This window comes from Rheinheimera pacifica (assembly GCF_900108485.1).
GTDB classification, from domain to species: domain Bacteria; phylum Pseudomonadota; class Gammaproteobacteria; order Enterobacterales; family Alteromonadaceae; genus Alishewanella; species Alishewanella pacifica.
This window is the reverse complement of the sequence record NZ_FNXF01000004.1, coordinates 264,488-285,967: the sequence shown is the minus strand read 5'-3', so window position 1 is coordinate 285,967 and position 21,480 is coordinate 264,488. Positions and strand designations below refer to the sequence as shown.

The following is a 21,480-nucleotide window of genomic DNA, read 5'->3' as shown; positions in this document are numbered from 1 at the left end:
ATGAAGACCTTATTGGTCATAGAAGATGATATTGGCATCCAGAAGCAGCTGAAATGGAGTTTACCGGACTACGAACTGGTGTTTGCTCAGGACCGTTCTTCAGCACTGACACAACTAAGGCGGTATGAGCCAGAGGTTGTCACACTCGATCTTGGTTTACCTCCCGATCCGGCAAATGCAACCGAAGGCCTGGCGTGTTTAAGTGAAATACTGTCACTACAGCCAAACTGCAAAGTTATTGTCATCACCGGTAGCAATGATAACGATCATGCGCTTAAAGCTGTTGCGCTGGGCGCTTATGACTATTATCAAAAGCCGATTAATATCGATGTTTTAAATGTGATCCTGACCAGAGCCTTTAAACTTAGTCAGCTAGAAACAGAAAATCAGGCACTAAAAGCCGCCGGCGGCACAAGCAGCGATATTATTGGCAATAGTGATGCCATTATGCGCGCCTGTCGTACAGTAGAAAAAATAGCACCGACAGAAATTACCACTTTATTACTTGGCGAAAGTGGTACTGGTAAAGAAGTGTTTGCCCGGGCTATTCACCGCCAAAGTCCAAGGGTAAATAAACCTTTCGTGGCCATTAACTGCGCATCGATACCAGAGAATTTACTGGAAAGCGAACTGTTCGGTTATGAAAAAGGCGCTTTTACCGGCGCTAATAAAACCACGTTGGGCAAAATAGAATGTGCTAACGGCGGAACACTGCTGCTGGACGAAATCGGCGACATGCCACTGAGCCTGCAAGCCAAAATGCTACGCTTTTTACAGGAAAGGGTTATTGAGCGTGTGGGCGGACGTCAGGAAATAGAAGTCGATGTCAGAGTAATTTGCGCAACACACCGTAATTTGGCGGAAATGGTTGCAGTACAAAGTTTCCGCGAAGATTTATATTATCGGGTAAGTGAAATAACCCTGGCAATACCCCCGTTACGCCAGCGTGGCCACGATATTATTGTTATCGCTAAAGCATTACTGACGAAATTCAATATAGAGTTTAACAGCCACGTACAGGGCTTTTCAGACTGTGCTATGCAAGCTATGTTGCAGCATCCTTGGCCAGGTAATATTCGTGAACTGCAAAATAAGCTTAAATCAGCGGTAATACTGGCAGATAGCAAACTGATTACTGCGGACGATTTAGGCCTTAGCAACAAGGAAATGGTAAAAACCAGCACACTGCGTAAAGTAAGAGAGCAAGCAGAAACACAGGCGATACGCCAGGCTTATACACTTGCTAATGGCAACTTATCTAAAACATCAGACTTGCTGGGTATCACCAGGCCGACTCTTTATGCGTTAATTGATAAGTATCGCCTGCATGATTTAAGAAATGCTGAAGCTGAAATCTGAAATCTGAAATCTGTATAGAGTAGTTAAAAAAAACCCCACTTAAGTGGGGTTTTTTATTACAGCGTAATGCCGTTTTGCTTGGCTTTATCTTTGATATAAGATTCCCAGCCCCGCACCTGGCGCGACATAGCAGGATCTTTCTTCGCATTCATCAATGCAGCATAAGCTTCTTTATATTTCTTCTGATAGAAATAAGCATCCACTAAGCTCATATAGACACCGCTTGGTTTATCAACATTCATTGATAATGCTTTGTCATAAGCAGCAATAGCTTCATTATACTTCTGCACAGCAGAGTAAGCTGAACCCTGACGACGATATGCATCTGCGTCATTCGTCAGCTTAGCAACTTCGCCATAGTAATTAGCAGCCTTTAAAAACTCGCGTGCAGCCTGATAATTTGAAGCAATAAAAGTCAGGTTGGTTTTATCTTTCTTAACCAAACCGCTCTTCATATACTTTTCCATTATTGTAGCGGCTTTATAAGGAATGTTGTTATTCGCATACATCTGCGCCAACATTCTTATTTCAGAGTCTTTTTCCAGATACCCCTGCGAATAGGCTAATTGCAATGTAGACAATGATTTGCCAAATTCTTCAGTCAAGGTATAAAAATTACCCAGATAAACCCAGAATTGCTTATTTTCAGGGAAAAGCTGCACCATGGTTTCCACTACCGCTACTAACTCTTTGTAACGTTTAGTTTCATACAAAGCAGCCATCTTAAGCTGATAAGGCCCTTCAATCGGCTTAGGCGCAAAACGAATTGCATCATCTGCCGGTGCTAAAACCTTAGCATGCTGATCCATCAGATAATAAGCGTTCGCAATACGCATATAAGCATCTGAATTTTGCTCACCTGTGAACATCATCCAGTCTTCATAAGCTTTTATTGCAGCCTGATACTGCTTATCTTGCAATAACATATCTGCTAAAAGCTTCATAGAAGCCGACTGGTCAGCAAAAGTAAGTACATCTGGTTTTACTGCCAGCGTCAGATACTTGATTGCCTGCTTTTCGTCTTTGGTAGCATATAAGTTACCCAAAAAGCGATTCAGCGTAGCGGTATCAAACTCATTACTTGATTTAGCATTAAGCAACAAAGCGATTGCTTCATCCAGCTTCTCTTCGTTATACAGATCAAAGGCGCTAACCAGAACTTTACCAACCCGCTCGCCAACAATTTGTGTCTTACGGGCTTTACGTTCTTCTACTTTTGCCATATTTGGCTGTACAGCTGCAGAAACCGGTAAACACGCGCCTAACACTGTCATTACAACAAGAGCTGAAGTAAGTTTTTTAAACTTAGTCATATTAACCCCCTGCCATATCTAGTGTGAAGTCCAGCTGAACTTGTTGGCCAGTTTGCTTTAACGGCTTACCATCAACAACTTTCGGGCTGTATTTCCAGCGACGCAGTGCGCGGATAGCTTCACGGTCAAACACCCGGCGCGGCTCCGCTTCAATCACTTCTACTTCATCAACACTACCGTCTTCCATAATGCTGAAACGAAGTTTAACCCAGCCTTGCAAACCATCACGTGCAGCCTGCACAGGATAGCGCGGCTCAATACGAACGATTGGCGTTGCATCACCATCCCGCATCATGCCGGAAGGATCGCCTAACCCGCCTGCGCCTGCACCTAAACTAAGCCCAGGCATATTGAAACCTATTGCACCCGCAGCGTTAGCTGTTTCAGGCTCTGGCTGAGGCGCTTTAGGCGGCTGAGCCGGTGGTGGTGGTGGTGGCGGCGGTGGTGGCCGCCGGGTCTGTGTCTCTGAGTCAGGCGGCGTAGTGTTAATTTCAATAACAATACGCTCTTGCTCAACCGCTTTACGATCGCCACTCGACTTAAGTAAAGTGGCCATCATTAAGAACAACAGAAACGTTACCACACCACCGATTATTAACGATGTCAGGAAACGTACCATAATTACTTAGTCTCCCCGGCTATACTAATCACCAGAGATGGGTCAGCCGCTTTAATCTGATCCATAACTTCCATCACTATCCCGTGCTTAGCTTCTTTATCTGCCTGCACAATAATAGTGTCTGTTGGTGACTCTGCTCTTAGCCGTTCAATGTTCGCTGAAACACGCTCAACATCAACTGTGCGCTTATCCATCCAGATCTCACCGTTTGCACGGATAGCAATAAAGATAGTTGCGCTTGGCTTCTTTTGTGCCTGAGCAGCTTCAGGTTTATTTACGTCAATACCGGCTTCTTTTACGAAAGAAGTGGTAACGATAAAGAAGATCAACATGATGAAAACGATATCCATCATCGGCGTAATATCGATCTCTGCCGTTTCAGCTTCGCGAATACGTTTGCGGGCCATAAAAAACTCTCTTTAATGATGCGGTAAGCTATCGGCCAGGCTTGCTTTTTCTCGCTTCACCTGAACGTCTAACCGCGCACTGAAAAATACACCTGATATCGCCGCAACCAGCCCCGACATTGTCGGTATAGTCGCCATAGAGATACCTGTTGCCATGGTTCTTGGGTTACCTGTTCCCTGTGTCGCCATAATATCGAACACAGCAATCATCCCGGTAACCGTTCCCAACAATCCAACCAGTGGACACAGTGCAACCAAGGTTTTAATGAGCAGCATACGCTGATCTAATTTATCTGACGCCTCGGAAATCCAGCAATCACGGATCTTATGCGCATACCATGATGTGGTATCTGCTCTGGCATCCCAGCGGGCGATGATATCCTTTTTTAGCTTCGGATATTCAGCCTTAAGAAACCAGAACCGCTCTATCATCAATACCCACATGACGAAGAGTACCAGGGCGACAACGTATAACACGTTGCCACCGGTATGGATAAAATCCTGAACAGATTCCCACAGCTCTACTAGCTGGAGTATCATTAGGCTTTCTCCTTCTCCGCATGCGCAGCAATAATGCCAGCAGCCTGCTCATCTAAAATGTGCAGAATTGACTTGGCTTTTGAAGACACAATAGAGTGTACAAATAATAATGGAATTGCAGCAATAAGACCCTGAGCAGTTGTTACCAGTGCCAGAGAGATTGAACCGGCCATCAGCTTCGGATCACCTGTTCCGTACAGTGTAATTTGCTGGAACGTCAGAATCATACCGATAACAGTACCTAACAGGCCCAGTAACGGAGCCACTGCTGAGAACAACTTAATTAAACCGATACCACGCTCTACTTTTGGTGTTTCACGCAGGATAGCTTCGTCCAGTTTCAGCTCCAGGTTTTCTACATCAGCCGTTCTGTTCTCATGATATACACGCAGGATACGGCCCAGTGGATTGCTGTCTGACGGATTAGCCAGGTTTTTCAGTTGAGAGCGAATTTTGCCACCAACAACACTCAGAACAATAATACGCTCAAGCGCAATTAACATACCGATAAAGAATACCACAGTAATAATAATACCAACCTCTTCGCCTGCTAGGTAGTATTCAAACAAGGTGGAACGCTGTTGGTTTAAACGCAGTAAGCTGTTGCCTTTAGTCGGATCTAAATACAGACCAGCAATTTCACCACTTTTTGCCTTATGATATGCAGCTACAGAATTATGAATTTTAGACTGTGGCTGACGACCCAGAGGTTGGATTTGATCCGTGTCACTATTAAGGACCAGATACTCTGAATCAGTAGTCAGATGGAAAGTACCAAAACGCGTAACACGCTTAGTTTCAGTACCGCCATCCAGCTTAACTACCTGAGCATCAAACTTGGCAACTTTACCTGACTCAGTCATTTCAGTCAGTAATGCCATCCACAGCTCTTCCATCTCACCTAAAGTAGGTAATTCAGTAGCTGAGGCAACACTACGTAACGGTACGTCACGTCCAGGGTACTGTGCACTAACGATTGAACCCGTAATAGCACCGATAGACTGGTTAGCTGACTGGCGAACAACACCAAACAACTCGCCCATAGTACCCAGTGCACTTTCTAATTCCTGCTGCTTCTGACCGATCAGAATATCGTTGTCAGCGTATTCTTTTTGTAAACGCTTACCACGATTCTCTTCTTCAGTGAACTGTCTTTTAGCCGTATTTAGCAAGGCTTGCTTGTCGGCACGCTCTGCCAGAAACGCACGCTCACGCTCCTGATTAGCACGACCTTCAACGGTACGCTCTTTCTTTAATTGTTCTAGTAACTGATCCAACTTTTCGGTGTTGGCCGTTGCGTTAAAAGCAATACCAGCGGACAGAGTTACCGCTGCGGCAATTAACATTGACTTAAATGCTTGTTTCATGTGTTCTTACTCCGCTGCGATAAGTGGTACGCGATCCATCTCAAGCGTGGCTTCACGACGCGCCATCTTGATAAACTGAGATACTGATGACAGGTAAGAACCTGGCAGTTGTTCCCAGCTTGATGTTTGCTTGTTCCACACCCAGCCAGCGTTACCATCAAGTGCCAGCGCCATTAATGACAGGCGACCAACATGAACATAATCTACGGTGATTTCCTGACCATTCATTGGCAATGAACCCTGGAATGACGCCACTTCTGAACCGTAACCAACTTCAATGCTGTACGCTTCCAGAATTTGACGATACTGCTCAGATAATTGCACATCTGAACGGCCCATCAGTTCACGTAAATTCTCTACGCGGGCAATACGGCGCTCGGTACGCAGAGGAATATCAGCTTTAACAAACTCTTCCAGTGCATCAATCATGCGGAACATCAAAGGAACAGTACCTTTGCGGGTATCTTCCAGACCGTTAATCTGACGCTGAACAGAGTCTATCTGACGTTTCTGGTCGGCAACCAGAGTAGCTAAAAAGTCGTTATAAACTTTCAGGTTTTCAGTTTGATCAGTAACCTGACGGTACTCACCTAATAATTCCTGAGACTGCTCATATATAGTATTAATTTTTTCTTGAGACTGCACTGCTGCGCGCTGGATCTGACTACCTTCCTGGTGCAAAGCTTTTAAATCTGTTGCCAGTGCACTCGCCGAAAGGGCGAAAGTACCGGCCAGAGCTGTTGCAACAAGACTCTTGCGAATTTTATTGTTAAACATAGTTCCCAACCAATTATTGCTGATTAACGTAACCTGAAGTTGTAAGGACCCTGCCGTTCTTACAGACAGAAAAGGCCCTCGGTTAGAGGGTAAACCATCCGCATCATTACAGGTAAAAACGCCCTTGTCAATATAACACAGGCGTCTGAATGTCTGCTCTGATGCAGCTATTTATATGGCTTAGCCCCAAATTTATGCGCTATTAAACAAATAAGGTTCTATTTGTTATAGTTCATTAATTTTTTAGCTTATTTTATGTTCGGCGTCAGTTTCCCTGACACATATAACGCCACCATATCGTCCAGTGATATAGCTTTGATTTTACTGCCATGGCCTGCAGCGTTAAACGCTTCATACCGGGCAATACAAATTTCAGTCATCGCTTTTACCGATGCCTGTAAATATTTACGCGGGTCAAACTCTGCCGGGTGCTGTGCCATGTAACGGCGAATTGCGCCGGTAGAAGCCAACCGCAAGTCGGTATCAATATTTACCTTACGCACACCATATTTAATGCCTTGCTGAATTTGCTCCACCGGCACACCATAAGTCTCCGGAATTTTACCGCCATTTTCATTGATAATCTGCAGCCATTCCTGTGGTACTGAAGACGAACCATGCATTACCAGATGCGTATCAGGAATACGTTCGTGGATGGCTTTAATACGATCAATCGCCAGGATATCTCCTGTTGGCGGCCGGCTGAACTTATAAGCACCGTGTGAGGTGCCACAAGCTATCGCCAAAGCATCAACCTGGGTTTCCCTTACAAACTGTGCCGCTTCTTCCGGATCAGTCAGCATTTGATCATGACTTAGGATGCAATCAGCACCTATGCCATCTTCTTCACCGGCTGCTCCGGTTTCCAGTGAGCCTAAACAACCTAACTCGCCCTCTACCGACACACCACACGCATGCGCTATTTCTACAACTTTGCGCGTTACATTGGCGTTGTAAGCGTAATCCATTGGTGTTTTGCCATCTTCGCCTAATGAACCATCCATCATTACAGAAGAAAAACCCAATTGAATAGAGCGCTGACAAACACCCAGTGAGGTACCGTGATCCTGATGCATAACGACCGGAATATGCGGAAACTCTTCTACTGCAGCCAGAATTAGGTGGCGTAAAAACGGTGCACCGGCATATTTACGGGCCCCGGCTGAAGCCTGCACAATAACAGGGCTATCGGTTTTATCCGCTGCCAGCATAATAGCGCGCATTTGCTCAAGGTTATTTACGTTAAAAGCTGGTATGCCGTAGCTAAACTCAGCAGCGTGATCCAGCATTTGACGCAGGGAAATAAGGGCCATGAAATCCTCTCTTAATCTTTTAGGGTACAGTTATTAAAGGTATTATTATTGTGTTTTGCCGCGCTGTTCCAGTATAGCTACTGCTGGCAGGGTTTTACCCTCTAAAAACTCCAGAAAGGCCCCGCCACCAGTTGAAATATAAGAAATTTTGTCTGCAATATTATATTTATCTATCGCTGCCAGCGTATCGCCGCCACCGGCAATCGAGAAGGCGTCACTATCTGCAATCGCCTGTGCCAACTCTTTAGTTCCGGCAGCAAACTGCTCGAATTCAAATACACCTACCGGGCCGTTCCAGACGATAGTGCCAGCTGACTTTAAAATTTTAACCAGTTGTGCCGTTGTATCCGGGCCGATATCAAAAATCATATCACCATCATCAACCGCAGATACCGGTTTTAATGTGGCAACTGTAGTTTCACTAAATGCCTGCCCCACGACAACATCGGTTGGTACCGGAATATTGCCGCCACGGGCTCTGGCTTGTGCCATTAAACGCTGTGCTTCAGGGATTAAATCGGCTTCATACAGCGATTTACCGACATTATTACCATTAGCTGCAATAAAGGTGTTGGCAATGCCGCCGCCAACAATGAGCTGATCGACAATACCGGACAACGATTCCAATACTGTCAGCTTGGTAGACACTTTAGAGCCACCAACAATAGCAACCAGTGGCCGTTTCGGGTTTTTAAGTGCCGCCGCTAAGGCATCCAGCTCTGCCACCAACAGTGGGCCAGCACAAGCTACCGGGGCAAATTTAGCCACACCATGGGTTGACGCCTGAGCACGATGCGCGGTACCAAAGGCATCCATCACGAATACGTCACAAAGTGCTGCCAGCTTTTGCGCTAAAACGTCATCGTTTTTGCCTTCGCCCTTGTTAAAGCGCACGTTTTCAAACACCACCACCTCACCGGCGTTAATGTCGATACCATCAAGATAATTTACAGCTAAGCGTACCGGAGCCGCTAAGGCCTCTGCCAGATAATCCACCACGGGTTGCATGGATGATTCAGCATCATACACGCCCTCTTCTGGCCGGCCCAGGTGCGACATTACCATCACTTTAGCGCCTTTGCTCAGTGCCAGTTCAATAGTGGGTATTGCTGCTTTTAGGCGTGCATCCGAGGTTACTTTGCCATTTTTAACCGGTACATTTAAATCTTCGCGGATCAGCACGCGTTTGCTGTTAAGATCCAGATCGCTCATGCGAATAACAGACATTTCAAGCTCCTTATTATAAAGTCGGTTGCATCATGGCTCGCGCCGTGTCAATCATACGATTGGCAAAACCCCATTCGTTATCACACCACACCAGACATTTTACCAGCCGTTTATGGCTAACCCGGGTTTGCGAGCCATCAACAATGCAGGAATGCGCATCGTGGTTAAAATCCACTGACACCAAAGGCTCTTCTGTGTAATCCAGAATACCGGCCAGCTCACCAAAGCGGGCTTGCTGCAGCGCCTGATTCACCGCACTGATACTGACATCCTGATGCAGTGTCACACTTAAATCCATCGCCGTCACGTTTACCGTAGGTACCCGCACAGCTATTGCTTCAAAACGGCCGGCAAATTGCGGCAGTATGCGCTCAATCCCCAGTGCCAGCTTGGTATCTACCGGTATTATCGACTGGCTGGCAGAGCGGGTACGGCGTAAATCCGGATGGTAAGCATCTATTACCTGCTGATCATTCATTGACGCATGAATAGTAGTAATAGTGCCACTTTCTACGCCAAAATACTGATCCAGCACCTGAATAACCGGCACTATGCAGTTAGTAGTACAAGACCCTGCCGACACCACTGTCATATCCGCCGTTAAGCTGCTCTGGTTGATGCCATAGATAATAGTGGCGTCAATATCGGTATCTGCCGGGTGTGAGAACAGCACCTTTTTGGCACCTGCAGTTAAATGCCAGCTGGCATGCTCACGGCTGTGAAATACGCCGGTACATTCTAATACCACATCTATGTCAAGCTCACTCCAGGGCAGTGCCAGCGGATCGGCTTCTGCAAATAACGCTATGCTTGCACCATCAACGTTAATACCACCCTCATATGAACTGACGCTGAAACCAAAACGTCCGTGCGAAGTATCATACTTCAACAAATGCGCTACACCTTTTGCATCTGCCAGCTCATTAATGGCCACAACGTTAAGTTCATGTTGCCAGCCATTTTCATAAATAGCGCGTAAAATATTGCGCCCAATACGGCCAAAACCGTTTATTGCCAGTCTTATTGCCATCACACCACGCCATCAATACGCAAAAAATTACCACAAAAAAATGTATGACAAAAAAATGGGACCAAAGCTGATCCCATTTTATTAACTATTACGCCAGTAGCTGTTCTGCCGCCTCGAGCACTTTTGCAGTGGTAATACCAAAGTGTTCAAATAACTGCTCAGCCGGTGCTGATTCGCCAAAACTGGTCATGCCGATAATTTTGCCGGTTAAACCGACATATTTATACCAGCAGTCGGTAATACCGGCTTCTACGGCAATTCGTTTGCTTACTGCTGCCGGTAATACGGCTTCACGGTAAGCGGCATCCTGTTGTTCAAACACATCTGTTGATGGCATAGACACTACACGTACCGCCTTGCCCTGCTCGCTCAGCTTAGCTGCAGCTTGCATTGCCAGCTCAACTTCAGAGCCGGTGGCGATAATAATCAGTTCTGGCGTGCCATTGCAGTCACGCAGGATATAACCACCGCGCGTAATATCAGCCAGTTGCTGTGCATTACGCTGCTGTTGTGCCAGGTTCTGCCGGGTAAAAATTAAAGTGCTTGGGCCATCAGTGCGTTCAATCGCCGCTTTCCAGGCTACTGCAGACTCTACCTGGTCACACGGGCGCCAGTTCATCAAATTTGGCGTAGCGCGCAGCGCAGCTAATTGCTCTACCGGTTGGTGTGTTGGGCCATCTTCACCTAAACCAATAGAATCGTGGGTATAAACGAAGATTACCCGTTGCTTCATCAACGCGGCCATCCGCACCGCATTACGGGCATATTCCATAAACATTAAAAAGGTGGCACCGTAAGGTACAAAGCCGCCGTGCAGTGCAATACCGTTCATAATGGCCGACATGCCAAACTCACGCACACCGTAATAAATGTAGTTACCACTGGCATCAACACCGGTAAGTGGTTTGGAGCCTGACCAGATAGTCAGGTTAGAACCGGCTAAATCCGCCGAGCCGCCCATAAATTCCGGCAGTATAGGGCCAAAAGCATTCAGTGTATTTTGTGAGGCTTTACGGCTGGCAATATTGGCAGGATTAGCTTGTAGCTGATTAATATACGCCTGAGATTTCTCTGCCCAGTCTGATGGTAAATCACCGGCTACACGGCGGCTGAATTCTGCGGCTTGTTCAGGAAATGCTGCGCTATAACGAGCAAACAGCTGCTGCCAATCTTGCTGCTGTGCGCTGCCTTTGGCTTTGGCATCCCAATCGGCATAAATGTCAGCCGGAATATCAAACGGCGCATGCGGCCACTGCAGAAAATCACGGGCTGCGGCAATTTCAGTATCGCCCAGTGGCGCACCATGGCAATCATGGCTGCCACCTTTATTCGGCGCACCATAGCCTATAACGGTACGGCAACAGATCAGGGTTGGTTTACCGGTTTCGGCTTGTGCCTGTTTAATCGCGGCTTCTATAGCGGCGGCATCGTGGCCATCAACATTGCTGATCACCTGCCAGCCATATGCTGCAAACCGTGCAGGGGTATTGTCGGTAAACCAGCCTTCAACATGACCATCAATAGAAATACCGTTGTCATCCCAAAACGCAATCAGCTTACCTAAACCTAAGGTACCCGCTAAAGAACAGGCTTCGTGAGAGATACCTTCCATCAAGCAACCGTCACCTAAAAAGGTGTAAGTATGATGATCAACAATGTCGTAACCCGGCTGGTTAAACTGCGCGGCTAAGGCTTTTTCTGCAATCGCCATACCTACTGCATTGGTAATGCCCTGGCCCAGCGGGCCTGTAGTGGTCTCCACCCCCGGCGCATAACCGTATTCCGGGTGGCCAGGCGTCCTGGAGTGTAGCTGACGGAATTGCTTTAAATCGTCGATACTTAAATCATAACCACTTAAATGTAACAAAGAATACAACAGCATTGAGCCATGGCCGTTTGACAGAATAAAACGGTCACGGTTTGGCCACTTTGGATCCTGCGGGTTATGCCGGAGAAAATCACGCCATAACACTTCGGCAATGTCAGCCATACCCATAGGGGCACCCGGATGACCTGATTTAGCTTTTTGCACCGCATCCATGCTAAGCGCACGGATCGCATTGGCGAGTTGTTTACGAGATGGCATGTTCACTCCTGACATTGCGCGGCTTCTGTGTGACGAAGCAGATTATTATTTAGCTGAAATGTTAAGGCAGAAAGAGCGCTATTTTCCCAGAGCCCCTGCCAGATGGCAAATTTAAATCTGCTGGCATGAAGAATTTTCAGTCATGCAGATCTAACTGTCTGTACTAACGTAATAAGCAACTTAAAATAGCATTAAAGACGTCTGGGTGGCAGATTTTTCTGGCAATGCTTTAACGCATTCTCTAGAATACCCGCCTATTTTTTTGAGTTCGGCATGGCACTTTACGCCGTAACGGACTTAACTGCATTAACCTTATTTTTGGAATACAACAGATGGCACAACACATTTTTACTTCTGAGTCGGTATCTGAAGGACATCCGGATAAAATTGCCGATCAGATTTCTGACGCCGTACTGGATGCAATCCTGGAACAAGATCCTAAAGCCCGCGTGGCATGCGAAACCTTCGTTAAAACCGGTATGGTGCTGGTAGGTGGTGAAATTACTACTTCTGCCTGGGTTGATATTGAAGAAATTACCCGCAAAACCGTGCGTGAAATTGGTTACGTACACTCAGATATGGGCTTTGATGCCGATTCATGTGCAGTATTAAATGCCATTGGTAAGCAATCACCTGATATTAACCAGGGTGTAGACCGCGCGGATCCAAAAGAACAAGGCGCCGGTGATCAGGGTTTAATGTTTGGCTACGCCAGCAACGAAACTGACGTGTTAATGCCAGCCCCTATTACCTATTCTCACCGTTTGGTGCAGCGCCAGGCACAGGTGCGTAAAGACGGCACTCTGCCTTGGCTGCGCCCGGATGCGAAATCCCAGTTAAGCTTTATTTATGAAGACGGCAAGCCGGTGGGGATTGATGCGGTAGTATTGTCTACCCAGCACTGCGATACCATCAGCACAGCAGATCTGCGTGAAGCCGTAATGGAAACCATTATTAAACCGGTACTGCCAGCTGAATGGTTAACCAGCAAAACTAAATTTTTTATCAACCCGACCGGCCGTTTTGTTATTGGCGGGCCGATGGGCGATTGCGGCTTAACCGGCCGTAAAATTATCGTTGACTCATACGGTGGTATGGCACGTCACGGTGGCGGTGCTTTCTCCGGTAAAGATCCGTCAAAAGTAGACCGTTCAGCCGCTTACGCAGCGCGTTATGTGGCAAAAAACATTGTTGCTGCCGGCCTGGCAGATCGCTGTGAACTTCAGGTGTCTTACGCTATCGGCGTGGCAGAGCCTACTTCTATCAGTCTGGAAACCTTCGGCACCAGCAAACTGAGTGAAGATCAGCTGATTAAGCTGGTGCGCGAACATTTTGACCTGCGCCCTTACGGCCTGATTGAAATGTTACAGCTGGAACGGCCAATATACCTGCCAACCGCGGCTTATGGCCACTTCGGCCGTGATGAGTTCCCGTGGGAGCAAACAGACAAAGCCGAGTTACTGCGCCAGTACGCCAAGTAATTTTTGCCTGTCAGTCACATAAAAGGAGAGCCCGGCTCTCCTTTTTCACACTTGCTGTTAGCAAAGCAGAAGAGTAATTTCGCCTTATCATCCGGCCCTTTTTGTGTATGATAAGCCGTTATGTTGTATCCGGGGTCCTCTGTCGGTGAGCAGAGCGAAACAAAACTATAAGAAAGGAACATGTATGTCTCAACAAAACGCCGCCGCTGAAAAAAGCAGCTGGCTCAATCGTGCGCTTAACGCCATTGAAGTGGTAGGTAATAAACTACCCGATCCAGCCGTGTTATTTGCTTTATTAATGTTTGTTGTCTGGGGCCTGTCCTGGGCCCTGGCCGGTGTCAGCTTTAATGAAGTTGACCCCCGCACCGGTGCAGCTATTCAGGTAAATAACCTGCTGGCGGCAGATTCACTTACAGGTTTTATGGCCAAAATGGTCAATACCTTTGTTACCTTCCCGCCGCTGGGTGTGGTACTGGTTGCCATGCTGGGCTTAGGTGTAGCGGAATATACTGGCTACATAAATGCTGGCTTACGCTCCATTTTATCGGTAACGCCAAAAATGCTGTTAACACCGGTGCTGGTAGCAGTAGGTGTATTAAGCCATATGGCCGTAGATGCAGGTTACGTACTGGTTATTCCGCTGGGTGCGGTAATTTTCTATGCCGCCGGCCGTCATCCGCTGGCGGGTATCGCTGCAGCCTTTGCCGGTGTCTCCGGTGGTTTCTCTGCCACCATACTGCCATCAAGCCTTGACCCGCTGTTGTCTGGTTTAACTCAGGCTTCTGCACGTTTGTCGTCAGATCCGGCAGCAGCAGAGCTGGTGATAAGCCCGTTGAATAACTTTTACTTCACCACAGCCTCTACCGTGTTAGTTGTTATTATCGGCTGGGTTCTGACCGATAAATTTATTGAACCACGTTTAAAAGCCACTGCCGTAGATGCCGATGCAGCCGATCTGCCGAAAATGGACGTTTTAAAAGACAATGAGCGCAAAGGCTTACGCTGGGCTACCTTTGCCATGGTATTAAGTGCGGTGCTGTTGGTGGTATCGGCTATGCCGGAAACCTCAGCCTGGCGCTCACCGGTAAATGGTGAACTCACCCACTCTGCCGCCCCGTTGATGCAATCTATCGTGGGAATTATCTTTGTGTTCTTTTTAATTCCCGGTGTGGTGTATGGCTATGTATCTGGCAATGCCAAAGATCACCGCGATATTATCAAGGGCATGAGCAAAGCCATGAGCGGCATGGGCTATTACATTGTAATGGCATTTTTCTGTGCTCAATTTATCTATGCTTTTGGCCAGTCTAACCTCGGCGCCCTGCTGGCGATTAAAGGCGCTAACTGGTTACAGGAAATGGCTTTCCCGATGGGCTTTACTCTGATCGGTATCGTGTTTTTATCCGGCTTTGTTAACCTGTTAGTTGGCTCAGCTTCAGCTAAGTGGGCGCTGATTGGCGCCATTATGGTGCCTATGCTGATGGAGCTTGGCGTATCGCCGGACTTAACTCAGGCCGCTTACCGTGTGGGTGATTCTTCTACCAATATTATTACTCCGTTGCTGCCGTACTTCCCTTTAATCGTGGTGTTTTGCCAAAAGTATGTTAAATCAACCGGTATCGGTACCCTTATCGCACTGATGCTGCCGTACTCTGTTGCCATGCTGATATTGTGGACTGCTTTCCTGCTCGGTTTCTGGGCGTTGGACATTCCACTGGGTGTGGGTGCCAGTTACAGCTACCCTGCGGTAAACTAATCCGCGTTTAACTTTAACAACCCTGCTGCCGGCAGGGTTTGTTTTTTCTGTTGCTCGCAGTTGCCGCCTGCTACCATAACGGCATTGTTCAGTTGCTGAAGTTTTTATGCGTATTCCAAGAATTTATCACCATGGTGCCATTGCACTTAACCACGAATTTGCCCTGGATGACGATGCGGCCAACCATGTTGGCCGGGTGCTGCGCATGCCAGTTGGCAGCGAGCTGTTGTTGTTTAATGGCGATGGCTTTAACTACCCGGCACGTATCAGCAGCAGCGATAAAAAGCGCGTTAATGTTATTGCCACAACACAGCTGGAAAACCCGGTCGAGTCGCCACTGAAAATTCATCTGGGCCAGGGTATATCGCGCGGTGACAGAATGGATTTTGCCATTCAAAAAGCGGTAGAGCTTGGCGTTACTGAAATTACCCCGCTGTTTACCGAGCGTTGTGGCGTAAAGCTGGACGGCGAGCGTTTAGCTAAACGTAACGAGCAATGGCAAAAAATTGCTGTCAGCGCCTGTGAGCAAAGCGGCCGCAGTGTCGTGCCAACCGTGCATCCGGCCATTTCACTGGACAGCTGGCTTAGCCAAAGCACAAAAGAATTAAAGCTGACCTTGCATCCTTGGGCCAAAGACACCATTAAGACGCTTATACCCAACCACAATATCCGGTTAGTAATAGGCCCTGAAGGCGGTTTCAGTGAACAGGAAATGGCGCAAACCACGGCGGCCGGTTTTAGCGGCATTCAGTTGGGGCCACGCGTACTGCGCACTGAAACTGCAGCACTTACCGCTATCAGTGCATTACAACTGCAATTTGGCGATCTGGCCTGAGGATACAGCATGAGTAAACCGATAAAACTTGGCATAGTGATGGACCCTATTTCGGCCATCAATATCAAAAAAGACTCCAGTTTTGCCATGTTGCTGCAAGCACAGCAACGTGGTTATCAAATTCACTATATGGAAATGGCCGATTTATACCTGCTGGAAGGCCAGGCCCGCGCTGCAACTAAGTTATTAACGGTACAGCAAGATCCGGCTGGTTGGTATCAGTTTGGTACTGAACAGGATCTTGCCCTTAGCGAGCTGGATGTGATCTTAATGCGTAAAGATCCGCCGTTTGATACCGAGTATATCTACGCTACCTACATACTGGAACGGGCAGAAGATGAAGGTACGTTAATTGTTAATAAACCGCAAAGCCTGCGCGATGCCAACGAGAAGCTGTACACCAGCTGGTTTAGCCAACATACGCCAAAAACCCTGGTTAGCCGTGACGCCAAACGCTTAAAAGCGTTTTATCAGGCCGAGCAAGACGTGATCTTAAAGCCGCTGGATGGTATGGGCGGCGCGTCAATTTTTCGCTTAAAACCGGGTGATGCCAACGTCAGCGTGATCATCGAAACGCTTACCGAACATGGCAGCCGCTATGCTATGGCGCAGCGCTTTATCCCCGAAATAAGCCAGGGCGATAAACGAATACTGGTGGTAAACGGTAAACCCGTGCCATACTGTTTAGCACGTATTCCGGCAAGTGGTGAAACCCGTGGCAACCTCGCAGCAGGTGGTCGTGGTGAAGCCAGACCTTTGTCAGATTCTGACTGGGCCATTGCCAATGCGGTAGCACCCACGCTAAAAGCAAAAGGACTGATTTTTGTCGGTCTGGATGTCATAGGCGACAAGTTAACTGAAATTAACGTTACCAGCCCAACCTGTATCCGCGAAATTGAAGCGGCGTTTCCAATCAGCATCACCGGTTTGTTATTTGATGAAATTGAACAGCTGCTGGCAGCCCGCCAGTGACAACCACGTTGTAACGAGGTCACTATGCAGAGTTTTCAGAATCATTTTTTAATTGCTATGCCGTCATTAGATGATCCACTGTTTAAACGCAGTGTCGCCTATATTTGTGAGCACAATGATGAAGGCGCCATGGGTATTGTGATTAACCACCCGCTGGATGTGAAAGTAGCCGATTTGCTGCAGCAACTGCAAATTGAATACAACACCGAAAGCCCGGCGGCAACTGCCCATGTTTGCGCCGGTGGCCCGGTGCAACACGACAGAGGCTTTGTGCTGCATACCGCCAAAGAAGGTTACGCCAGCAGTATGCGGCTGAACGACAGCCTGATGGTGACAACATCAAAAGATATTCTGTTTGATTTAACTACAGCACAAGCGCCGGAAAAGTTTATTCTGGCGCTTGGTTATGCCGGCTGGACCGCAGGCCAGTTAGAACAAGAAATTGCCGACAACGCCTGGTTAATTATTCCGGCCGACAGCGATATTATTTTTGATCTAACCCACGCCGAAAAATGGCAAAGTGCTACGGCAAAAATTGGTATTAAGCCCTGGCAACTAACTAACGAGGCCGGTCACGCTTAATGAGTCGCACCATTTTAACCTTTGATTACGGTACCAAAAGCATCGGCGTGGCGGTAGGTCAGGAACTTACCGGCACCGCCTCACTGCTTAGCGCATTAAAAGCCCAGGATGGCACCCCCGATTGGGCAGTGCTGGAAAAGCTGATTAACGAGTGGAAACCACAGTTATTGCTGGTAGGGTTACCGCTGAATATGGACGGCACCGAGCAGCCATTTACCGTGCGCACACGCAAATTTGCCAACCGCCTGCATGGCCGTTTTGGCCTGCCGGTAGAGCTGCACGATGAGCGCTTAACTACCACAGAAGCCCGCAGCATGCTGTTTGCCGACGGCGGCTACCGTAATTTAGCCAAAGACAAAGTAGACAGTTTATCGGCCAAAATTATCTTCGAGAGCTGGTATGAACAACGCGCCTAAACCACCTGTTCAGCCTGGTTACTATCAGCATTATAAAGGTGCGTATTATCAGGTAATTGACTGTGCACGCCACAGCGAAACCGAACAGTGGCTGGTAATTTATCGTGCGCTGTATGGCGATTTCGGCCTTTGGGCCCGGCCGCTGGATATGTTTACTGAAAACGTTGTAATTGCCGGTGAATTACTGCCGCGTTTTCAGTACCTGGGCCAAACTAAACCAGAATAACCGACCCACTAACACCCTGTTTTATCCCCGGTTTTACCTCTTATCACCGTTTTTTACCGTTAATCACTTTTTTACCCTGTGCTGTGTTACGGGCAAGTATTCTTGCTATGTCACCACCAACAACAGGACAGCACCATGTTTGAACAAACTGAGTTTTTTCACCAACTAAGCCAGATGAGCCCGTTACTCTGGGTAGCCTTTATCCCCGCCTTTCTGGCGATTTATTTTTTACCCAGCATTATTGCCGGCTTTCTCAATCGCCGGCATCTGGGCAAAATATTTCTGGCCAATATCCCGGCCGGCTTTTCCTTAATAGCCTGGATGGCACTTATTGTCTGGGCTTTTACCGGTAAACAGAAAAAAGCGGCTGAACAAGTTACGCAATAGATAGTACACTGTGTTTATTCAGGTTTTTGCTTGCGCAAGTACTACGACAGCAACTATGACAACACTAACAACATTTCGCCGTAGCATCGCACCAGACAATTGCAGCAGCGCCTATTTATGGGCGCAGCTGTTTACAATGTTGATTTATCTCAGCTATTTTGTGGCCTATACCCTCCCCTTGCTAACGCCGGAACAGCCCCGCTTATATTGGCTGTTTTTGGTGAAATACAGTATTGAAGCGGCCTGCTTTGTATTGTTCAGCCATCTGTTGCTACGCCCGGTGTTAAAAGCGGTAAATATACGAACATCAAAACGCTGGCTGCTGTTTGCGTTACTAATGTTACTGGCTGCAGCATTACAAACTGCTATGTCTTTCTACTTGTCCAACATTGAGGCGCTTAAAGCTACTGATATAAGCAAGATAACAGTGTTATCGGAAAAGCACGACTCGCCGCTGCAAATGACTTTTAGTACCAGCTTTATGCTGATGGCCTTAACTGCCTCTTTTAGTGTGATGTATCTGGTGTGGGGAGCTGGCTATATTGCCTGGCAAAGCCGGCAGGCGCGTAAAGCATTGCAGCAACAGATGCAACAGGCACAGCTACAGCAACTGACTAACCAGCTTAGCCCGCACTTTTTATTTAATGCCTTTAACAGCATCCGCGCGCTGATTTTTGAAGATCAGCATAAAGCTGCTGATACGGTAACGCGGTTATCTGAGCTGTTTCGTTTTCACCTGCAGGCGCATTTACAGCCCGAGTCCACCCTGGCGCAGGAATGGCAGTTAACAGAGCAATACCTGGCCATTGAGCAAGTGCGGCTGGAGCAACGCCTGCAATTTAGCTGCGACATAGATAGCAGCCTCTGGCAACACAAACTGCCCACGCTAAGTCTGCTAACCCTGGTAGAAAACGCGGTTAAACATGGCATTGCGCCCAATATTGCACCCGGTAAGCTTTACATCAGTGCTAAGGCGACCGGTAAAGGCTGGCAACTAAGCGTAACCAACACCACCGCCGATGCAACGCAACAAGCCGGCACCGCAACAGGGCTGAGTAATTTACGCCAGCGCCTGCAGTTAATGTACGCCGGCAAAGCCGTGTTGCAGTTGCAGCAGGCTGATAATCAATTTAGTGCACAGTTGGAGTTTGGCCATGTATAACTGCCTGTTGGTCGATGACGAGCGCCTGGCCCGCAGCGAGTTAAAACGTCTGCTTAAGGCGTACCCGCAATGCGTTATTGTGGCAGAAGCCGGCAGTGGCGAAGAAGCCTTACAGCACCTGGCTGCTATGTCAATTGATCTGGTGTTTCTTGATATCCAAATGCCGGGTTTAACCGGCCTGCAACTGGCAGAGCATATTCCGGCTAATACTCAATTTATCTTTTGCACTGCCTTTAATAGCTTTGCTTTAGATGCATTTGAGCTAAACGCAGTAGATTATCTGCTAAAACCAATAGCACCTGAGCGGCTGGCTAAAGCGCTGCAAAAACTACGCCCGGCAAATGCCGATGCAGCGCCGCACTTTTTAGCAGAACAACATGGTATTTTGCTTAAATTCGGCGACAGCCAGCGTGTGGTAAGGCTAAACGAAATCAGCCGGTTTGAAAGCATCGGCAACCATGCTGCGGTGTATACGCCTTATGGCAAAAGCTTTATTCACAGCTCACTGGCAAAGATTGAACAAAAGCTCGACCCCGCGCTGTTTTTTAAAGCCAGCCGCGCCGACATAGTGCGTATCAGCGCTATCAGCCACATTGAGCCGGCGATAGCCGACGGCGGTTTAATTGCCATCTTGCAAGACGGCCAGCAGGTCGACGTAAGCCGGCGCCAGGCGCAGCAGCTAAAACAGCAGTTTAGTGCGTTTTAGCCGCTAACGTTTTAGCCACTAGAGCTGCTGGCGGTACCATTCGCCTAAGATCAGGCTGGCGGCTACGCTAACGTTCAGTGATTCCACTTTGCCCGAGCCTGGTATTTGCAGTGCGATATCGGCGCTTTTAGCGACGTTTTTTGACACGCCAAACATCTCTTCACCAAATACAATCACAACCTTGGCTGGAAGCGTGCTTTGATACAGCGAGGTGCCAGCATGGCTGGAGGTGGTAATAAGTGTATAACCGGCTTCTTTGCACAGCTGTAATGCCAGTGGCAGGTTGTCGCAACTTAAACCATCAACAAATTCACCACCGCCCTCAGCCGTGCGCAGTGCCGCGCCCGACTGCAGCAACTCCGGTTGTTTCATAATAATGCCGCCCACGCCAAAGTGCGCGCAGCTGCGCGTTATTGCGCCTAAATTGTGTGGGTTACCCACACCATCCAGTGCCAGCAAACAGTCGCGCTTACGGCTTTTTTGCTGCAAATACGCCGCCAGACTTTGCTGTGGTTTACGTTTTACCAGCAGCACTACGCCGCCGTGATGGCCGCTACCGGCTACTTTTTCCAGCTCAGCGTCATCAACAATATGGTAGGCCTTTTTAGCCGCGGCTAAATACTTCATTACATCAGCAAACTTTGCAGCCATCTGCTGTGACACATACAGCCGGATCAGTGCATCCGGGCGCTGATTAAATAACACCCGGCAAGCGTTTTCGCCGTACACCTTACCTTCGTCTTCCTGCACGCTACGCACGGCTTTAAACGGCTGCGCTTTATCAGTTGCAGGGCGTTTAGTTTTATTGGCTACAGGCCTGGTGTTTTTAGCACCGGCATCTTTGGTCCAGGGCTTGTGCAGAGGATTGGCCGCTTTGCCGCTTTTTGGCTTGTGTTGTGACATAAAATATCCTGCTGGC

22 protein-coding genes are annotated in these 21,480 nt (G+C 47.9%); 11 read left to right on the top strand and 11 right to left on the bottom strand.

Going from position 1 to position 21,480, the window contains the following annotated elements; genetic code table 11:
- Entirely contained in the window at positions 1-1,359 is a 1,359-nt protein-coding gene (gene prsR / locus BLW68_RS07795) for a PEP-CTERM-box response regulator transcription factor (protein ID WP_092791999.1), read from the top strand.
- 56 nt (positions 1,360-1,415) lie between these two features.
- Here prsR and BLW68_RS07790 read toward each other — a convergent pair whose 3' ends face one another.
- The 10 genes from BLW68_RS07790 to tkt form a co-directional block, all read right to left on the bottom strand.
- Positions 1,416-2,672 carry a tetratricopeptide repeat protein gene (locus tag BLW68_RS07790; protein ID WP_092791996.1) on the bottom strand — a complete coding sequence of 419 codons (1,257 nt, stop codon included), beginning with the start codon at positions 2,670-2,672 and terminating at the stop codon, positions 1,416-1,418.
- A gap of 1 nt (position 2,673) precedes the next feature.
- A complete protein-coding gene (locus BLW68_RS07785) occupies positions 2,674-3,291 on the bottom strand; it encodes an energy transducer TonB (protein WP_092791994.1) in 618 nt (205 codons plus the stop codon).
- Positions 3,292-3,293: 2 nt separating this feature from the next.
- Positions 3,294-3,698 carry an ExbD/TolR family protein gene (locus BLW68_RS07780; RefSeq protein WP_092791992.1) on the bottom strand — a complete coding sequence of 135 codons (405 nt, stop codon included), beginning with the start codon at positions 3,696-3,698 and terminating at the stop codon, positions 3,294-3,296.
- A 12-nt stretch (positions 3,699-3,710) separates the two neighbouring features.
- Positions 3,711-4,238 carry a MotA/TolQ/ExbB proton channel family protein gene (locus tag BLW68_RS07775; protein WP_215397333.1) on the bottom strand — a complete coding sequence of 176 codons (528 nt, stop codon included), beginning with the start codon at positions 4,236-4,238 and terminating at the stop codon, positions 3,711-3,713.
- Entirely contained in the window at positions 4,238-5,605 is a 1,368-nt protein-coding gene (locus BLW68_RS07770) for a MotA/TolQ/ExbB proton channel family protein (protein WP_092791990.1), read from the bottom strand. The genes BLW68_RS07775 and BLW68_RS07770 overlap by 1 nt, the downstream gene beginning before the upstream one ends.
- 6 nt (positions 5,606-5,611) lie before the next feature.
- Positions 5,612-6,382: a DUF3450 domain-containing protein gene (locus BLW68_RS07765; RefSeq protein ID WP_092791988.1), complete on the bottom strand. Its 771-nt coding sequence runs from the start codon at positions 6,380-6,382 to the stop codon at positions 5,612-5,614.
- Positions 6,383-6,630: 248 nt separating this feature from the next.
- On the bottom strand, positions 6,631-7,695 hold the full coding sequence (fba, locus tag BLW68_RS07760; RefSeq protein ID WP_092791986.1) for a class II fructose-bisphosphate aldolase: 1,065 nt from the start codon (positions 7,693-7,695) through the stop codon (positions 6,631-6,633).
- 45 nt (positions 7,696-7,740) lie between these two features.
- Positions 7,741-8,922: a phosphoglycerate kinase gene (locus BLW68_RS07755; protein WP_092791984.1), complete on the bottom strand. Its 1,182-nt coding sequence runs from the start codon at positions 8,920-8,922 to the stop codon at positions 7,741-7,743.
- Positions 8,923-8,935: 13 nt separating this feature from the next.
- Entirely contained in the window at positions 8,936-9,952 is a 1,017-nt protein-coding gene (gene epd / locus BLW68_RS07750) for an erythrose-4-phosphate dehydrogenase (protein ID WP_092791982.1), read from the bottom strand.
- An 88-nt stretch (positions 9,953-10,040) separates the two neighbouring features.
- A complete protein-coding gene (gene tkt / locus BLW68_RS07745) occupies positions 10,041-12,038 on the bottom strand; it encodes a transketolase (RefSeq protein WP_092791980.1) in 1,998 nt (665 codons plus the stop codon).
- Between the two features lie 332 nt (positions 12,039-12,370).
- On the opposite strand from tkt, the gene metK reads away from it, so the two are divergent.
- The 10 genes from metK to BLW68_RS07695 all read left to right on the top strand — a co-directional run bounded on the left by metK (position 12,371) and on the right by BLW68_RS07695 (position 20,561).
- Positions 12,371-13,519: a methionine adenosyltransferase gene (gene metK, locus BLW68_RS07740; protein ID WP_092791978.1), complete on the top strand. Its 1,149-nt coding sequence runs from the start codon at positions 12,371-12,373 to the stop codon at positions 13,517-13,519.
- Between the two features lie 184 nt (positions 13,520-13,703).
- Entirely contained in the window at positions 13,704-15,275 is a 1,572-nt protein-coding gene (locus BLW68_RS07735) for an AbgT family transporter (protein WP_092791976.1), read from the top strand.
- A 106-nt stretch (positions 15,276-15,381) separates the two neighbouring features.
- Positions 15,382-16,110 carry a 16S rRNA (uracil(1498)-N(3))-methyltransferase gene (rsmE, locus tag BLW68_RS07730; protein WP_092791974.1) on the top strand — a complete coding sequence of 243 codons (729 nt, stop codon included), beginning with the start codon at positions 15,382-15,384 and terminating at the stop codon, positions 16,108-16,110.
- A 9-nt stretch (positions 16,111-16,119) separates the two neighbouring features.
- On the top strand, positions 16,120-17,082 hold the full coding sequence (gshB, locus tag BLW68_RS07725) for a glutathione synthase (RefSeq protein WP_092791972.1): 963 nt from the start codon (positions 16,120-16,122) through the stop codon (positions 17,080-17,082).
- Between the two features lie 24 nt (positions 17,083-17,106).
- Complete coding sequence (locus BLW68_RS07720; RefSeq protein ID WP_092791969.1) at positions 17,107-17,664, top strand: YqgE/AlgH family protein; 558 nt, start codon at positions 17,107-17,109, stop codon at positions 17,662-17,664.
- Positions 17,664-18,080, top strand: a complete 417-nt coding sequence (gene ruvX, locus BLW68_RS07715) for a Holliday junction resolvase RuvX (protein WP_068230712.1) — start codon at positions 17,664-17,666, stop codon at positions 18,078-18,080. The genes BLW68_RS07720 and ruvX overlap by 1 nt, the downstream gene beginning before the upstream one ends.
- Positions 18,064-18,306, top strand: a complete 243-nt coding sequence (locus tag BLW68_RS07710; RefSeq protein WP_092791966.1) for a DUF1653 domain-containing protein — start codon at positions 18,064-18,066, stop codon at positions 18,304-18,306. Before ruvX ends, BLW68_RS07710 begins: the two co-directional genes overlap by 17 nt.
- Positions 18,307-18,441: 135 nt before the next feature.
- Positions 18,442-18,693 (top strand): superinfection immunity protein, encoded by a 252-nt coding sequence (locus tag BLW68_RS07705; protein ID WP_092791964.1) that lies wholly within the window; start codon positions 18,442-18,444, stop codon positions 18,691-18,693.
- A gap of 136 nt (positions 18,694-18,829) precedes the next feature.
- Positions 18,830-19,855 (top strand): sensor histidine kinase, encoded by a 1,026-nt coding sequence (locus BLW68_RS07700; RefSeq protein ID WP_177172180.1) that lies wholly within the window; start codon positions 18,830-18,832, stop codon positions 19,853-19,855.
- Complete coding sequence (locus tag BLW68_RS07695) at positions 19,848-20,561, top strand: LytR/AlgR family response regulator transcription factor (protein ID WP_092791960.1); 714 nt, start codon at positions 19,848-19,850, stop codon at positions 20,559-20,561. The genes BLW68_RS07700 and BLW68_RS07695 overlap by 8 nt, the downstream gene beginning before the upstream one ends.
- Before the next feature lie 18 nt (positions 20,562-20,579).
- Here the strand turns inward: BLW68_RS07695 and BLW68_RS07690 are convergent, their stop codons facing one another.
- Entirely contained in the window at positions 20,580-21,464 is an 885-nt protein-coding gene (locus tag BLW68_RS07690) for a tRNA/rRNA methyltransferase (protein ID WP_092791959.1), read from the bottom strand.
- Positions 21,465-21,480 lie beyond the last annotated feature (16 nt).

What these genes read in the sequence shown, in the direction of transcription:
- prsR (WP_092791999.1), top strand. Translation starts at nt 1, where the DNA reads ATGAAGACCTTATTGGTCATAGAAGATGATATTGGCATCCAGAAGCAG.
- tkt (WP_092791980.1), bottom strand. Translation starts at nt 12,038, where the DNA reads ATGCCATCTCGTAAACAACTCGCCAATGCGATCCGTGCGCTTAGCATG.
- ruvX (WP_068230712.1), top strand. Translation starts at nt 17,664, where the DNA reads ATGAGTCGCACCATTTTAACCTTTGATTACGGTACCAAAAGCATCGGC.
- BLW68_RS07775 (WP_215397333.1), bottom strand. Translation starts at nt 4,238, where the DNA reads ATGATACTCCAGCTAGTAGAGCTGTGGGAATCTGTTCAGGATTTTATC.
- BLW68_RS07785 (WP_092791994.1), bottom strand. Translation starts at nt 3,291, where the DNA reads ATGGTACGTTTCCTGACATCGTTAATAATCGGTGGTGTGGTAACGTTT.
- BLW68_RS07755 (WP_092791984.1), bottom strand. Translation starts at nt 8,922, where the DNA reads ATGTCTGTTATTCGCATGAGCGATCTGGATCTTAACAGCAAACGCGTG.
- BLW68_RS07735 (WP_092791976.1), top strand. Translation starts at nt 13,704, where the DNA reads ATGTCTCAACAAAACGCCGCCGCTGAAAAAAGCAGCTGGCTCAATCGT.
- BLW68_RS07695 (WP_092791960.1), top strand. Translation starts at nt 19,848, where the DNA reads ATGTATAACTGCCTGTTGGTCGATGACGAGCGCCTGGCCCGCAGCGAG.
- epd (WP_092791982.1), bottom strand. Translation starts at nt 9,952, where the DNA reads ATGGCAATAAGACTGGCAATAAACGGTTTTGGCCGTATTGGGCGCAAT.
- BLW68_RS07765 (WP_092791988.1), bottom strand. Translation starts at nt 6,382, where the DNA reads ATGTTTAACAATAAAATTCGCAAGAGTCTTGTTGCAACAGCTCTGGCC.
- BLW68_RS07705 (WP_092791964.1), top strand. Translation starts at nt 18,442, where the DNA reads ATGTTTGAACAAACTGAGTTTTTTCACCAACTAAGCCAGATGAGCCCG.
- BLW68_RS07720 (WP_092791969.1), top strand. Translation starts at nt 17,107, where the DNA reads ATGCAGAGTTTTCAGAATCATTTTTTAATTGCTATGCCGTCATTAGAT.
- metK (WP_092791978.1), top strand. Translation starts at nt 12,371, where the DNA reads ATGGCACAACACATTTTTACTTCTGAGTCGGTATCTGAAGGACATCCG.
- gshB (WP_092791972.1), top strand. Translation starts at nt 16,120, where the DNA reads ATGAGTAAACCGATAAAACTTGGCATAGTGATGGACCCTATTTCGGCC.
- BLW68_RS07780 (WP_092791992.1), bottom strand. Translation starts at nt 3,698, where the DNA reads ATGGCCCGCAAACGTATTCGCGAAGCTGAAACGGCAGAGATCGATATT.
- BLW68_RS07700 (WP_177172180.1), top strand. Translation starts at nt 18,830, where the DNA reads ATGTTGATTTATCTCAGCTATTTTGTGGCCTATACCCTCCCCTTGCTA.
- BLW68_RS07790 (WP_092791996.1), bottom strand. Translation starts at nt 2,672, where the DNA reads ATGACTAAGTTTAAAAAACTTACTTCAGCTCTTGTTGTAATGACAGTG.
- BLW68_RS07690 (WP_092791959.1), bottom strand. Translation starts at nt 21,464, where the DNA reads ATGTCACAACACAAGCCAAAAAGCGGCAAAGCGGCCAATCCTCTGCAC.
- BLW68_RS07710 (WP_092791966.1), top strand. Translation starts at nt 18,064, where the DNA reads ATGAACAACGCGCCTAAACCACCTGTTCAGCCTGGTTACTATCAGCAT.
- rsmE (WP_092791974.1), top strand. Translation starts at nt 15,382, where the DNA reads ATGCGTATTCCAAGAATTTATCACCATGGTGCCATTGCACTTAACCAC.
- BLW68_RS07770 (WP_092791990.1), bottom strand. Translation starts at nt 5,605, where the DNA reads ATGAAACAAGCATTTAAGTCAATGTTAATTGCCGCAGCGGTAACTCTG.
- fba (WP_092791986.1), bottom strand. Translation starts at nt 7,695, where the DNA reads ATGGCCCTTATTTCCCTGCGTCAAATGCTGGATCACGCTGCTGAGTTT.